Below are 13,186 nucleotides of genomic sequence, written 5' to 3'. Positions count from 1 at the left end.
CCCGATCTCTCGAACGGGCCAGCTTACCCCCAGTTTCGGGGCTTGACCATGCCGTCAGCCACCGGGGCGAGGTCCGATCCGGTCCCGGGCATTGCCCGGCGGGTCATCGGCGACTACCTTGGGACATCCGGGCCGTCGGGCTTTGCCGGGGGCCGGGCATCGCGAGGGAATCCCCAACATGGACCGATCGAAACCTAGCCTGATCCGAACGTTTCGCCTCCTGGCGTCCTGCGGGGCCATCGCCCTGATCGTCGGGAGCGTCTCGGCCCAGGACTCCGCCCCTTCCAAGAAGCCGAGCCTGGGGACCATCGAGCGATTCGACCCCCGATTCGACAAGCTGATCCCTCCCGACGCCAAGATCGAGCGACTGGCCGAGGGCTTCGACTGGTCCGAGGGGCCGGTTTGGGTCGCGAAGGATAAGGCTCTACTGTTCTCCGACGTGCCCGAGAATATCGTCTACCGATGGGCCGAGGGGATGAGCAAGCCCGAGGTCTTCCTCAAGCCCAGCGGCTACACCGGTTCGACCCCGCGCGGGGGAGAGCCCGGATCGAATGGCCTGGTGCTCGATCCGGAAGGTCGGCTGGTCCTCTGCCAGCACGGTGATCGGCGAGTTTCCCGGCTCGGCCCCGACAAGACGTTCGTCACCCTGGTCGACCAGTACGAAGGCAAGCGGCTCAACAGCCCGAACGACGCCGTTTACCACTCCGACGGCTCGCTCTACTTCACCGACCCGCCTTACGGACTGATCGGGAAGAACGACGACCCCAAGAAGGAACTCCGGTTCAACGGGGTGTACCGGCTCGCGCCGGACGGCAAGCTGACGCTACTCACGAAGGAGATGACCTACCCCAACGGGATCGGCCTCTCCCCCGACGAGAAGACGCTCTACGTGGCCAACTCCGACCCCGACAAAGCCATCTGGATGGCCTTCCCGGTCCAGGCGGATGGGACCATCGGGACCGGACGGGTCTTCTTCGACGCCACCCGGGGCGTCAAGACCCTCAAGGGGCTCCCCGACGGCCTGAAGGTCGACCAGGCCGGCAACCTCTTCGCCACCGGCCCCGGCGGCGTGCTGGTCTTCGCCCCCGACGGGACCCACCTGGGGACCCTCAATACCGGCGAGGCCACGGCCAATGTCAACTTCGGCGACGACGGCTCGACCCTCTACATCACCGCGGACATGTACCTGGCCCGCATCAAGACGACGACCAAGGGGCGAGGATTCTGATTTCCACGGGGTCGATGGACGATCGAACGAGCCGCCGATTCTTCCATCGGCCCAGCATCGAACACGCCGGAGCCCGCGAATCAGGAAGGATCGCTCTCCCGCCCAGGCTTCTGGACAATTGGCATCACCTTGGAGGTCTCCTCTTCGTCGAAGATGAATTAGGATATAGAGTAGGCCGTGAGGGAAGGCGGCTCTAGGAGTCCGCGAAATACCAACGCCAAGGGCCTCCAACGCGGTGAGGTCGGAAGGTAAAAGCCGGGGCATAAACCTCAACATGGACGAGACATCGCCGATGCGTCACTACCTCGACTCGATTGTCAACTTCCTCCTGGGGCGGAGCGCCGAGGAGCTGATCGTAGGGGTCTTCCTCGCGCTGACCCTGGCGATCGCCACGGCCAGCTTGCACAATTTGATCCGGGGCCGGGTCAAGGACAACGTGATGATCCTGACCGTCGTGGGGCTCGTTGCCAACATCTTGGTGATGATCCTCACCGCCGGATACATCGAGATGGGTTCGGATAATGGCCAATCGGTGCCGAATTCGGACGGCTTCGACTCCTGGAGGAGGCCCAATTCCAGGCAGGATCCGCAGGTCCCGCTTAATGACATGGTCCTGAAGATTTTCGACAACGCGGACACCGACCGAGACGGCTTGCTCTCGGCCGACGAGGCCGCCTCGTGCGCCTCGGACTTCATCAAGGAGGCCGAAAGGCGAGGCGGCAGGAAGATCGACCGGGCCGACCTTTCCTTCCTCATCCTGAGCCAGATGAATCGCTTCGACGGCCGCCGCCGAGGTCCCCAGCCGAATCTACCTCCCGTTCACACGGGCGATTTCCGAGGCCATGACCCGGAATGGGCGGGCCAACGTCCCCGATGAGTCACTCATCGCTCGCGAGGATCACCAGAGCCGGCGCAGGACCGATCGCAAGGCTCCGATGACCCGATCCTCCCGGACGTGACCCGTGTTGGAGAGTTGGCACGCGACGCGATCTTCATCGTCGTAGATCACTACAACGCCAAGACCGGGCGATTCCCAGATGTCCATCCGGTAGTCTCGCGCACCCTTCGGCAGGTCGGCCCGCCGGAGGCGACGGTCGGCCCATTCGAAGGTGCGAGGATCGACAACCTTCCCCGGGGCGATGATCCGTTCGTCCGGCAACCGGACGAACAGGCTCCGGACGGCCTGGCGTGGCATCCCGACTCGGACCCGTTCCAAGCTCTCCCAGGTGACCCACTCGATCGGGAAGAGTGCCTGGAAGAGGCACGAGACGATGACGACCAAGGCGACTTCCACGAGTTGCCGGAGCGGTCTTGTCGGCGCGATCGTTTTCAGGAAGTGCCGGGAAGACGTCACCAGGAACATGAGGCCGCATCCCCCACTTGCCCCGATTCATCGCACCATCGTGTAGAGATTCAGGTGTTCCATCAGGTCGAGGATCCAGGGGTGGCTCCAGGGAGACCGGATCGAGTAGCCCACCGAGAGGACCGAGAACCCCAGCGCCGTCAGGGAGAGGCGTCGAGCCCACTTCTTCTCCGGTCCCGCCTCCAGGCCGGTCGGCAGGACGACGAGCCAGAGCGGGATCAGCCAGAAGAGCCAGCGGAGCCCGGAGGTCGACCCTCCATAATTGCTCGCCTTCGGATTCACCGTGTAGAAGGCCAGCATGAAGATGGTCAGGACCAAGGTGACCCACGAGACCGCCTTGAGCGGCCGACCGGACCCTATGATGTTCCGGAGGCAAGCGTAGATCGAGAACAGGAAGATCGGCGTGAGCGAGAAGATCCCGTGATGCCCGAAGGTCATGTGGAACAGGTAGACGCCCTTGGGCTCGGGGTGGAGGTTGAACCAGTCGAATTCGAGCGGGGTGTTCCAGTAGCTCCCTTCGTAATTATAGGCCTTGGTCCCGAACTCCTCGTAAGCCAGACGGAACGTGCCCATGGCTAGATATTGCGTGCCGAAGAACGCGACCAGGGGCAAGATCGCGGCCGGGACGAAATAGAGGAAGGTCCGGCGAACGTCCTTGACGGCGATCAGCAGGAAGAGCAACACCCCGAAGAGGGCCGCCGGAACCTCGTTGCAGGTGCAGAAGGCCCCCCAGAACCCGGCCATCGCGAAGGTCGACGCCTTGGGTGCCTCCTCTTCCAGGATCCGGATCAACGCGTAGATCGCGAAGAAGGCCGAATAGGCCGCGATCGTGTGGTTGTTCAGGCTCGAATTGAAGACGACCAGCGAGTTGCCCCAGGCCGCCGCGAAGAGCGAGACGAACCAGGCCCAGTCGTCGGGGGCATACCGATCGAGGAGCTTGACATAAAGGGCCAGGAAGAAGGCGAAGGGCACCACGTTCACCAGCAGGATCGCCGGCTTGAGATACAGGATGTACGCCTGCCAGATCACAGGGGGGGGCGTCTCCTTGACGAACTGGGTCCGCCCCGGCTCCCCCGGGACTTCCTTCTGGACGTTCCTCTCCAGTCGCTTCTGCTCGAACGTCGAGTCGAGCGGCACGCCGGTCGCCACTCGGAAAGGATAGAGGACCCCGGCGATCAGCGTCGAGAACAGGGGAGGCTTGCTCGAATAGTAGTGCTCGGGCGCGGGGGTTTCCTTCGAGAACGGGTCGGCCTTCCTGATCTTGTCCTGAGTGTCCTTCTGCCAGGGGCAGTCGTCGATCGCGTAGGTCCCCCGCTCCAGGAGCGACCAGACCGTGCAGTACCGCGAGATATCATTGGCGGTGAGCTGCGTCGGCATCCGCAGGGCCACGCCGAGCGACTGCGCGGTCGCCGCCACGATGACGATCAGGCCCACATAATGACGGGCCGTGTTCGAGGGATCGGAGGTCGGGCGAGGTTCCATGCTCGGGCTCTCAAGGGAGGTCTCGTTGGGGAAGGTCGGCGTGCGATGTCGGCGGATCGACCATCCGTCATCGCTCATCGGCTTCGTTCGAATTTAGCCTCTCGGCCACGCTGAAGGTGTCGGACTCGCGGATATTGTAAGCGGTGACCATCTCGGCCAGGATCCCCAGGCAGAGGAGTTGAGTCCCGACGCCGAGGAGGGTCCCCGAGTAAAACAGGAGCGGTCGGACGCCGATGGGTCGATACTCCTCCCCCAGCAGCCAGAGGATCGCCAGGTAGGTCATCCCCAGCCCGCCCATCGCCAGCATCGCCAGGCCGATCGCCCCCAGGACATGCAGGGGGCGCTGGCCGTACCGGGACAGGAAGTGGACCGTCAAGAGGTCGAGCAACCCCTTGATGAAGCGGGCGATCCCGTACTTGGATTGGCCGAACTTCCGGGCCCGGTGGTGGACCACGATCTCGGCGACGCGGAAACCTCGCTCGTGGGCCAGGACCGGGACGAATCGGTGGAGTTCCCCGTAGAGCGTCACCTCGTCCAGGACCTCGCGTCGATAGGCCTTGAATCCGCAATTGTGATCGTGGAGCCGGCAGCCGGTCAGGCCGCTGACCATCCGGTTGAAGATCCGGCTGGGCCCGACCTTGTGCCAGGGGTCGTGGCGGGTCCGCTTCCAGCCGCTGACCACGTCGAACTTCTCCCCCTCTTCGAGCCGTTCGAGGAACCGGGGGATCTCGGCCGGATCGTCCTGGAGGTCGCCGTCGAGGGTGAAGATGATCGAGCCCCGGGCGGTCCGGAATCCGGCCGTGAGGGCGGCCGCCTTGCCGAAATTCCGGCGGAAGCGGATCGCCCGGACTCTCGGGTCGGTCGCCGCCAGGGACTGGATCACTCGCCAGGAGCCGTCGCGACTCCCATCGTCCACGAAGACGAACTCGACCGGCCCGAGCGCCCCGACCTCGAAGGTCCGGGACAGTTCGGCGTGCAGGGTGGCCAGGCTCTCGGCCTCGTTATAGAGGGGGATGACCACGCTGATCATGACGTTGGGAGACTCGTAGGTGAGGGACGGATCGCGAACAGCAAGGCCGCGGCGGCCACCTCCCCCACGACCCAGGCTAGCCGCAGGACGAGCGCGGCGACCACCGCCAGATCCTGGTCGATCGCCGAGGCCAGGGCCGTCCAGAGGACCCACTCGCGGACGCCCAGGCCCCCCGGCGAGACCGGGACCACGAAGCCGGCCACCGTCGCCAGCGCGACGCTGGCAATCGCCAGGGGCCACGACCCGGGCGGGAGCCCCGAGGGGACCAGCCCCCGGATCACGGCCACCTGGCTCAGCCCCAGCAACGACCAGCCCAGGAGCGACCACAGGATCCCCTCGAACAGCAGGCCCACGGAGAATCGGGGCAAGGCCTCCGGGCCGACGTTGGGCAAGGGGATTCGCGTCAGTCCCGCCAGCCGGGGGAAGACCGAAGGCCAGACGACCACCAGGAACATCAGGCCCAACCCGACGCCCAGGAGGGCCAGGGGAGCCTCGACCTCCCTCCCCCCCGAAAAGGGGACCGGCACCGCCGCCGAAGGCCCCGATCCGGCCGCGAATCCGATCGCCGCGATCAACCCGCCGGCGGACATCATGACGAGCGTCTCGTACAGCGTGGCGAAGGCCGCCGTCGCCGGCCTGGCCCCGAAGGGGGCGACCAGGCCCGCCCTCATCACCACGACCATCGCCTTGCCGGGGACATACTTACCGAGGTGACTGATCAGGTAGGCCCGGAGCGCGGGGTAGAAGGCGGTCGGGGTCGGACTGTGCTTCAAGATCCTCCAATAGAAGGCCCCGAAGGCGCAGAGTCCCGCCAGGTAGAGCCCGGCCGAGGCCGCGACCCAGCCCGGGTCCAGCCTCGGCATCATGCCGCGATCGAGGAGATCGCGCCAGGTTCGCGCCACGTGGCGTCCGACGAACACCAGGACCAGGATGGTGAGCACCGTCTTGAGGACGGGCTTCCAGGATCGGAGAGTAGCCCAGGGGCGGGAGGTAGCCAGCATTCGGTCCTTGATTGGGCAGGGCTTGGCCTGCCGGACTCGATCCGGCGGCAGGACAAGGCCTGCCCTGCCGCCGGACTCTCCGGAGTGATCAGACTTCGAGCTTCCAGGGCGACCGGTACTCGCGGGACACCATGGCGTTGGCCTTGTCGGCGTCGGGGCCGGTGAACTGCTCGGCCTTGGGGTCCCAGCGGAGGGGACGGCCCAGCCTCAGGGCGATCGCGCCCAGGTGGCAGACGTTCGCCGAGTGGTGGCCGACCGAGACGTCGCAGATCGGCCGCTTGCGGGTCCGGACCCCTTCGAGGAAGTTCACCATGTGGTTTTCGTTGGACCGGGGGGACGACCCGGTGTTGTACAGCCGGACCGCGTCGGCGGGCAGCGGCTCTTCGAGGAGCTTCGGGTCGCTGGCCTCGATCCGGCCCCGGCTGACGAAGATCCAGCCATCATCGCCGATGAAGCGGTTGCCGTTCTCCCCTTCGGACGTGGTGACCAGGCGGGTCCCATCGTCGTACTCGTAGGTGACGGCGAAGCTCTCGTGGCAGTTGTAGTTGTGGACGGGGTCCTTGGGGGGCTCGGTGCCGACGGCGGTGACGGCGACCGGGCCGGTCTCGTCCTTGTCGAGGCCCCACTGGGCGATGTCGTTGTGGTGCGCGCCCCAGTCGGTCAGCTTGCCGCCGGAGTATTCGTACCACCAGCGGAATTCATAGTGGCACCGCTCCTTGATGTAGGCGAAGTCGGGGGTCGGGCCTTTCCAGAAATCCCAGTCGAGCCCCTCGGGGACCGAGGACTCCCGGAAGGGGCCTCCGACCGGGTTCTGGCCGATCCGGGCCTCGACGGTGTGGACCTTGCCGATCCGACCGTTCCGGACGAGCTCGCAGGCCAGCCGATAACGAGGGTCGGAGCGCTGCATGTTGCCGGTCTGGAAGATCCGATCGTACTTCCGGGTGGCCGCCAGCATGGCCTGCCCCTCGGCGATCGTCAGGGCCAGCGGCTTCTCGCAGTAGACGTCGAGGCCATTCTTCATGGCGGCGATCGAGGTCATGGCGTGCCAGTGGTCGACGGTCCCGACGACCACGGCGTTCAGGTCGTCGCGTGCGACCAGTTCGCGGAAGTCGGCATACTTGGCGATATCCTCGGCCTTGAGCTTCCCGCCATTCTTGACCACTTCCTTGGCGAGATCCTCGGACACCTTGTCGCGACGGGTGGCGTCGACGTCGCAGAGGGCGGCGATCCGGACGCCCTTCTGTTTCAGGGCGACCTTGGTGACGTAAGTGCCCTGGCCTCCCGAGCCGATCAAGCCGATGACGATCTCATCGTTCGGTCCGACTTTCTTCCGGCCTTCGGCCGCCTTCTTCTCCTCGTCATCGGCGATCGCCTCGCGGGCGAACCACGCCGGGATGCCGGCGGCCAGCAAGGCCCCCGTCGAGCGATCGATGAAGCCTCGACGCGACAAATTCCCCTCGGTCATCACGAATCCTCCGGGTGAGAGCGGGCGGTCCGATAGTCCGGGATGGCCGGACCTGGGGCGTCGATCGCAAGGGAAAGAGACCCGATCCCAGACCCGGGCGTGAGAAACTGGATCCACTCGCGCGAGGCCGTGCCCCGATCGTTCGAAGCACGAGAATCCGTCGCCCGCGTCCCGCAATCCAGAATCCGTCGTCTACGCCCCGCGATCTGACATCGGCGATCCGTAAGCTCAAGACTGAAATCCAACGCCGGGTCCGGCCCGGTCCCCGATCTTATCACCCCCGAGGACCACCCGGAACGAGGTATCATGATTTTGTCGGCCGTCTCGTTGCCCGGGTTTGGAGGCCGGGGGCTCCTCGATGCAGCCATCGCACCCCGACTCCCGATCAGGCCGAACCCCGGACCGGTCCTCCGGGTCGGTAGAGCGTCGTCCCTTCCACCATTGCCCGGCCCCTTCGAGAACCGCCCGCCATGCCGCAACGGATCGTCCAGGTCGATGCCTTCACTGACCGCCCCTTCGCCGGGAATCCCGCCGCGGTCTGCGTCCTCCCCGGTCCCGTCGATCCGGCCTGGATGCAGGCCGTGGCCGCCGAGATGAACCTGTCCGAGACGGCCTTCCTGGTCCCCGAGGAGGGGGGCTTTCATCTCCGATGGTTCACGCCGACCGTCGAGGTCGACCTTTGCGGACACGCCACGCTGGCCTCGGCGCACGTCCTCTGGGAGGACGGCCACCTCGCCCCGGGAGCCTCGGCCCAATTCCGGACCCGGAGCGGGCTGTTGATCGCGACCAGGGAGGGGGACCGGATCACGCTCGACTTCCCCGCCACGCCGGTCGAGCGTGATGCCGAACCCGGCCCGATCGCGGAGGCCCTGGGGGTGCCGGTCGTCGCGGCCGGGATGACCCGGTTCGACGTCCTCGCCGAGGTCGAGTCCGAGGCGGTCGTCCGCTCGATGAAGCCAAACTTCGGGCTCCTGGAGGCCATCCCCGCGCGTGGCCTGATCGTCACGGCCCGCGCCGATTCGCCGGGATTCGATTTCGTCTCGCGGTTCTTCGCCCCCAGCGTCGGTGTCCGGGAAGACCCCGTCACCGGCTCGGCCCATTGTGCACTCGCCCCTTACTGGCTCGGGAAGCTCGGCCGGGCCGAGATGGTCGCCTACCAGGCGTCGAGCCGCGGGGGTGTGGTGAGGGTTCGGATCGAAGGCGACCGCGTCAAGCTCGGGGGACAAGCGGTGACGGTCCTCCGGGGAGAGTTGGTCGGCGAAGCCTCCGAGGTCGAAATCCCGTCATAGATGTCGCGTTGGTCGGATGGGATCCCGTTGTAGAATAGGATTCGGGAGGGACGGTCCCGCTCGGCGATCCCGCCGACACCGACCGGGTCCCGCCGAATCACCGGGGGTGGGCCGATGAGCAACGTCGTCTTCCGGAACCTGGCCGAGATCCGATCCGAGGCCGTCCGATGGCTCTGGGAGGGGCGAATCCCCCTGGGCAAGGTCACGCTGCTCGAGGGCGAGCCCGGAGTCGGCAAGTCGTCGATGGCGCTGGAGCTGGCCGCCCGGGTCAGTCGAGGGGCCCCGATGCCCTGCGACCGGCAGGAGCTGGGCACTGCGCCGGCCAACGTCGTGATCTTCAGCGGTGACGACGACCTGGCCGACACGATCAGTCCGAGGCTCGAGGCCGCTCACGCCGATCTCGCCCACATCTGGGCGATCGACGGCGAGATCGACCGGGACGACCTGGCTCGACTCAAGCCCTCCTTGCTGATCATCGACCCCCTCCCGTCCTACATCTGCCTCTCTTGCGAGAATAGCCCGGTCGAGGTGATCCGCAATCTCGACCATCTCGCGCGGGATACCGGCACCGCGATCCTGGCGATCCAGTCGATCGGCGAGGACTCCGGTCGGCACAAGGACCCCGAATTCTACGGGACCCCGCGATCGATCCTCCACCTCACCCCCGTCGGTCACGGAGGGCGACGGCTTGCCGTCGCCAAGTCCAACCTCCGGCACGTCCCCAACATCCACCCGCTCGTCTATTATTTCGACGATGAGGAGGGTGAAGTCCGGATCGTCAACTGGTCCGACGGCCGCTGAATTGCTCGACGAAACGAGGCGATGCCCCGCCCCCCCGGGCAGCCTCACCCCGAACTCCGCCCCCGGAGGGCGTCCAGATGTTCGGCCCGGATCCGCCCGTCGTGGAGGGCCGAACCGATGAGGACTCCGGCAACTCCGACCTTCTCCAGGCCTCGAAGATCATCGGGGCCGGCAATCCCCCCGCCCAGCAACCAATCGACCGTCCGAGACCCCGCGATCCCCGAGAGGTCACCCAGGCCCCGGCCCGTCCCGACACGCGCCAGGTCCAGCCGGATGATGGTCCGAACCCCCGCCTCGATCGCCCGCCGGGCGATCTCCGAGGGGTCTTCGGATTTCCAGTCGAGGGCGGTCTCGACCATCGGCCGGCCTTCGCGAAGGTCGAGGCTGAAGGCCACGCGGTCGGCCCCGGCCCGGTCGACGATCCCGGCCAGGGCCTCGGGGCCTCGGACGGTTTCCAGGCCGACGACCAGCCGATGAACACCCGACTCCAGGAGCCCCGGGAGATCGCCGGGCTCGCGAATCCCCGCGTCGACCCAGAGGTCGAGCCCGAGCCCTCGGAGTTCCCGGTAGAGCGAGAGGTCCGGGGGCGACTCGCCGAGGATCGAGCCGAGGTCGGCCAGGTAGAGATCGGTGAGCCCCCAGGCATCCCGGCCCGAGCGGGCCAGAGCAATCGGATCGGGATCCCCGTGCAAGATACTCCGGAGCGTCTCATAATAGGCTCGGTTTCCAGCGATCGCGTGGACGGCCCGGCCGTGCCGGATGTCGAGGACGGGGATGATTCGCATGGGTGATCCGTGGGCTCGGCCGAATGGCCATCCGTCGATGGTCCTGATTTTCGAGTACGTGACCGGGGGCGGTCTCGCGGGCCGCGATTTGCCGGAGTCGTGGGCCTCGGAAGGGACCGCGATGCGACTGGCCCTCGCTCGCGACTTCGCCGCCGTCCCGGGCGTTCAGGTCGTGATGCCCCTGGATGCTCGGCTCTCGACCCCGGGCGGTCCCGGGGTCTACACCTGGCCGATCCGCGATCCCGGCGAGCTTTCCTTCGAGTCGATCGCGGCCGAGGCGGATTATACCGTTTTGATCGCACCCGAGACCGACGGGATCCTCGCCGGGCTGGCCCGGGCCATCGAACGCGCCGGGGGAAAATCGCTCGGATCCAGCCCCTCCGCCATCGACCTGGTCGGAGACAAGGCGCGACTGGCCCAGCACTTCGCGAGCCGGGAAGTCCCTTCGCCGCCGACCCGGACCCTCGGGCCGGGCGAGCGAGAATTGCCGGCCGACTGGACCGGCCCGATCGTGGTGAAGCCGACGATGGGGGCCGGATCGGTCGACACCTTCGTCGTTCGCGATCGCCAGTGCCCGACCTGGGCCAATCGCGACGGGACGGCCATCATCCAGCCATATCTGCCCGGCGAGCCGATGAGCGCCAGCTTCCTGGTCGACCTCGGAGGAAGACCGACCCTCCTGGCCATCGGTCGCCAGCGGATCGCCGTCGATGAGGAGGGCCGGATTTCCTATCAAGGTGGGATCATCCCCGAGAGGCGAGGGCGTTGCCCCGAGGCCGTCGAAGCGGCGATCACCTCGGTCGCGAACGACCTCGAATCCCCATCGCTCCGCGGGTTCGTCGGGGTCGACTTCCTGCTCGACGGGGAAGGTCATGCGGTGATCCTGGAGATCAACCCCAGGCCGACGACCTCCTATGTTGGGTTGACTCAGCTCCTGCCCCCCGGCACGATTGCCGGGGCCTGGCTCGATGCCGTCTCGACGGGCCTGGCCGAGACAGACTGGCCCGATCGACTCCGGAAGGCCCACGAACACCCCCCCATCCGCTTCGAGGCCGACGGATCGGCCCGACCCGAGGGAATGAACGCATGAACGAACCGGGATCTTCATGGCTCGCCCTGGACGTCGGCGGCGCGAACCTCAAGGCGGCCCACTCCGAAGGCCAGGCCCGATCGATGCCTTTCGAACTCTGGAAGAGGCCCGAGGAGCTGGCCTGGAGCCTGGCCACGCTGGCCGGCACGATGCCGGCCGCGGGCCGGGTGGCCCTGACCATGACCGCCGAACTCTGCGACTGCTACCCGACCAAGGCCGTCGGGGTCCGGTCGGTCCTCCAGGCCACCGAGTCGGCGATGGAGGGACGCCCGATCGCGGTCTGGGGGGTGGATGGGCTGTTCCACACGGCGCAGGAGATCCGCGATCGGCCCGAGCTGGCCGCCGCCTCGAACTGGCTGGCCCTCGCGACCTTGGTGGCCCGGCTCATCCCGCCAGGACCGGGCCTGCTGATCGACATCGGCTCGACGACGACCGACCTGATTCCCTTGATCGACGGCAAACCCGCGCCTCGGGGAAAGACCGACCCCGAGCGGCTCCAGACCGGAGAGCTGGTCTACGTCGGTACCCGCCGGACACCGCTCTGCGCCGTCGCCCACGAGCTACCATTCCGGAACCAGCCGACCGGCCTGATGGCCGAACTGTTCGCCTCGACGCTGGACATCTACCTGACGCTCGGCGAGATCCCCTCGGATCCCAATGATCTCTCGACCGCCGACGGCCGCCCTTCGACCGCCGACGCCTCGGTCGACCGACTGGCCCGGATGGTCGGGGCCGACCGGGACGGCTTCTCTTCGGAGGATGCCTTCGCGCTGGCAGAGGCGGCCGACAACGCCCTGATGGCGCGTCTGGAGGGCGCGACACGTCGGGCCACCGACTCGACGATCGGACGACCTCGACACGCCGTCGTGTCAGGGTCGGGTGAGTTCCTGGCCAGGAGGCTGGCCGACCGGGTCCTGGAGCCGGGCGGGATCATCATCTCCCTGGCCGAAGCCTGGGGGCCGGTCGCCTCGGGAGCCGCCTGCGCCCACGCGTTGGTCGAGCTGGCTCGCGAGTGGGCCGCGAACGCATGATCGCCCCGGTCGTGGTCAAGGTCGGCGGGAGCCTCCTCGACTGGCCCGATCTCTCCGGCCGACTCTCGGCCTACCTCGAATCGCGCCAGGGCGATCGGATCGTCCTGATTGTCGGCGGAGGTCGTTTTGCCGACGCCCTCCGCGACCTCGACCGGACCCACGGGCTGGGAGAGGCCCGGTCGCATGCGCTGGCCCTCCGGGTCCTGGACTCGACGGCTCATGTCCTCGCCGCGATCGTCCCGGGGCTGAGCGTGGTCGAGACGCTCGACAATCTTGGCGGATCCTGGGCAGTCTGCCGAGCGGCCATCCTGGCCCCTCGGAGGTTCCTGGACGAGGATGACCGATCCTCCGACCCCCTGCCCCACGCCTGGGCCACAACCACCGACGCCATCGCCGCACGCGTTGCCGTCCGACTGGGGGCTCGCGAGCTGATCTTACTCAAGAGCACCCCGATCCCGCTCGGGCTCGACCTGGAATCCGCGAGCCGGATCGGCCTGATCGACCCGGAGACCCCTCGCGTCGCGGCGGGCTTGCCGGCCGTCCTCGCGCTGAACCTCCGAGAGCCCGCCGCGATCCCGGTCCCGCTCCTCTCGCGGACTTGAGCCTCTCCGGGGACGAGTC

General features: G+C 67.1%; 13 protein-coding genes. 7 read left to right on the top strand and 6 right to left on the bottom strand.

Annotation, left to right across the window (positions count from 1 at the left end; genetic code table 11):
- The first annotated feature begins 178 nt into the window (after nucleotides 1–178).
- Both P12x_RS04365 and P12x_RS04360 read left to right on the top strand, forming a co-directional pair.
- Nucleotides 179–1,228 carry an SMP-30/gluconolactonase/LRE family protein gene (locus P12x_RS04365; protein ID WP_435009615.1) on the top strand — a complete coding sequence of 350 codons (1,050 nt, stop codon included), beginning with the start codon at nucleotides 179–181 and terminating at the stop codon, nucleotides 1,226–1,228.
- A 292-nt stretch (nucleotides 1,229–1,520) separates the two neighbouring features.
- A complete protein-coding gene (locus P12x_RS04360) occupies nucleotides 1,521–2,105 on the top strand; it encodes a hypothetical protein (RefSeq protein WP_435009614.1) in 585 nt (194 codons plus the stop codon).
- A gap of 21 nt (nucleotides 2,106–2,126) precedes the next feature.
- On the opposite strand, the gene P12x_RS04355 is transcribed toward P12x_RS04360, so the two are convergent.
- The 5 genes from P12x_RS04355 to P12x_RS04335 form a co-directional block, all read right to left on the bottom strand.
- Nucleotides 2,127–2,591 carry a hypothetical protein gene (locus tag P12x_RS04355; protein ID WP_435009613.1) on the bottom strand — a complete coding sequence of 155 codons (465 nt, stop codon included), beginning with the start codon at nucleotides 2,589–2,591 and terminating at the stop codon, nucleotides 2,127–2,129.
- A 27-nt stretch (nucleotides 2,592–2,618) separates the two neighbouring features.
- Nucleotides 2,619–4,151, bottom strand: coding sequence for a hypothetical protein (locus tag P12x_RS04350; protein ID WP_435009612.1), 1,533 nt, complete (start codon nucleotides 4,149–4,151; stop codon nucleotides 2,619–2,621).
- On the bottom strand, nucleotides 4,141–5,103 hold the full coding sequence (locus P12x_RS04345) for a glycosyltransferase family 2 protein (RefSeq protein ID WP_435009611.1): 963 nt from the start codon (nucleotides 5,101–5,103) through the stop codon (nucleotides 4,141–4,143). The genes P12x_RS04350 and P12x_RS04345 overlap by 11 nt, the downstream gene beginning before the upstream one ends.
- On the bottom strand, nucleotides 5,100–6,104 hold the full coding sequence (locus P12x_RS04340) for a lysylphosphatidylglycerol synthase domain-containing protein (protein ID WP_435009610.1): 1,005 nt from the start codon (nucleotides 6,102–6,104) through the stop codon (nucleotides 5,100–5,102). The genes P12x_RS04345 and P12x_RS04340 overlap by 4 nt, the downstream gene beginning before the upstream one ends.
- An 88-nt stretch (nucleotides 6,105–6,192) precedes the next feature.
- Nucleotides 6,193–7,569, bottom strand: a complete 1,377-nt coding sequence (locus P12x_RS04335; RefSeq protein WP_435009609.1) for a Gfo/Idh/MocA family protein — start codon at nucleotides 7,567–7,569, stop codon at nucleotides 6,193–6,195.
- 470 nt (nucleotides 7,570–8,039) lie between these two features.
- Between P12x_RS04335 and P12x_RS04330 the strand changes: the two genes are divergently transcribed.
- Both P12x_RS04330 and P12x_RS04325 read left to right on the top strand, forming a co-directional pair.
- The gene (locus tag P12x_RS04330; RefSeq protein ID WP_435009608.1) at nucleotides 8,040–8,858 is read left to right on the top strand and encodes a PhzF family phenazine biosynthesis protein; all 819 of its coding nucleotides are present in this window, start codon (nucleotides 8,040–8,042) and stop codon (nucleotides 8,856–8,858) included.
- Nucleotides 8,859–8,972: 114 nt separating this feature from the next.
- Nucleotides 8,973–9,659 carry an AAA family ATPase gene (locus P12x_RS04325; RefSeq protein ID WP_435009607.1) on the top strand — a complete coding sequence of 229 codons (687 nt, stop codon included), beginning with the start codon at nucleotides 8,973–8,975 and terminating at the stop codon, nucleotides 9,657–9,659.
- Nucleotides 9,660–9,703: 44 nt separating this feature from the next.
- Here the strand turns inward: P12x_RS04325 and P12x_RS04320 are convergent, their stop codons facing one another.
- Nucleotides 9,704–10,444, bottom strand: a complete 741-nt coding sequence (locus tag P12x_RS04320) for a HisA/HisF-related TIM barrel protein (protein WP_435009606.1) — start codon at nucleotides 10,442–10,444, stop codon at nucleotides 9,704–9,706.
- On the opposite strand from P12x_RS04320, the gene P12x_RS04315 reads away from it, so the two are divergent.
- From P12x_RS04315 to P12x_RS04305, 3 genes are read left to right on the top strand one after another with little or no spacing between them, the layout of a single operon-like run.
- Nucleotides 10,443–11,534: an ATP-grasp domain-containing protein gene (locus P12x_RS04315; protein ID WP_435009605.1), complete on the top strand. Its 1,092-nt coding sequence runs from the start codon at nucleotides 10,443–10,445 to the stop codon at nucleotides 11,532–11,534. The genes P12x_RS04320 and P12x_RS04315 overlap by 2 nt on opposite strands.
- Nucleotides 11,531–12,565 (top strand): hydantoinase/oxoprolinase family protein, encoded by a 1,035-nt coding sequence (locus tag P12x_RS04310; protein WP_435009604.1) that lies wholly within the window; start codon nucleotides 11,531–11,533, stop codon nucleotides 12,563–12,565. Before P12x_RS04315 ends, P12x_RS04310 begins: the two co-directional genes overlap by 4 nt.
- The gene (locus P12x_RS04305; protein WP_435009603.1) at nucleotides 12,547–13,167 is read left to right on the top strand and encodes a uridylate kinase; all 621 of its coding nucleotides are present in this window, start codon (nucleotides 12,547–12,549) and stop codon (nucleotides 13,165–13,167) included. The genes P12x_RS04310 and P12x_RS04305 overlap by 19 nt, the downstream gene beginning before the upstream one ends.
- The last annotated feature ends 19 nt before the right edge of the window (nucleotides 13,168–13,186 follow it).

Origin of the sequence: Tundrisphaera lichenicola (genome assembly GCF_051175385.1) — a bacterium.
GTDB classification, from domain to species: domain Bacteria; phylum Planctomycetota; class Planctomycetia; order Isosphaerales; family Isosphaeraceae; genus Tundrisphaera; species Tundrisphaera lichenicola.
This window is presented reverse-complemented; position numbering and strand designations above follow the sequence as displayed.